General features: G+C 43.8%; 1 protein-coding gene and 1 pseudogene. Both read right to left on the minus strand.

The genetic code is table 11. The features are described 5' to 3' along the window. Positions 1-88 precede the first annotated feature (88 nt). A complete protein-coding gene (locus tag OGY37_RS00200; RefSeq protein ID WP_286548020.1) occupies positions 89-265 on the minus strand; it encodes a hypothetical protein in 177 nt (58 codons plus the stop codon). A gap of 94 nt (positions 266-359) precedes the next feature. Next, positions 360-552, minus strand: a pseudogene (locus tag OGY37_RS00205) (DUF6392 family protein); the annotation flags it as partial.

Below are 552 nucleotides of genomic sequence, written 5' to 3' on the forward strand. Positions count from 1 at the left end.
GCAAACCGGACCCGAACCCGATCCAGCCCGCTTTTTTCCCCCACCTCGTAACTGCGGGAAATCATTTTCCCTGTCGCGGGATCTTCTTCTAAACACTGACCGTTTTCCCTTCTGTATCCGTTCGCCCTTCAAATATCTGACCTTTTTGGACGCTTAACTGCTCCAGTCCCTCAAAACGCAACACATCCAGAGCATGCGGGCATGAAGGGATCGTTAAGCTGTAGCGGTTAAGCGTAGGCCCTGATGTTGTTAGTTCCATATTCATAGCGTTAACTCCGTTTAATAAATAGAATCCCATCTAACATGCTTAAATTCATTAACGACTGGGGTTAATAAAAACACCTCAGCACTCACACTCATTATCCACCCAGCCGTTTTTTCTCTAACGCGGCTTGTATTTCTTTGACTCGCTCAATTGAGTAGAATGTGACTTTTTGTACAAAAAAATCTTTGTCATAGGTAAATGCAGCAACGATATATTGATGAGGGGCCGGCAAAGTATAAAATTCCTTCACACCAACATAAATAGTCATGATTATCTGCGCATCAGTG

The organism is Citrobacter sp. Cpo030 (assembly GCF_030333005.1).
GTDB classification, from domain to species: domain Bacteria; phylum Pseudomonadota; class Gammaproteobacteria; order Enterobacterales; family Enterobacteriaceae; genus Citrobacter; species Citrobacter portucalensis.

What these genes read in the sequence shown, in the direction of transcription:
- OGY37_RS00200 (WP_286548020.1), bottom strand. Translation starts at nt 265, where the DNA reads ATGAATATGGAACTAACAACATCAGGGCCTACGCTTAACCGCTACAGC.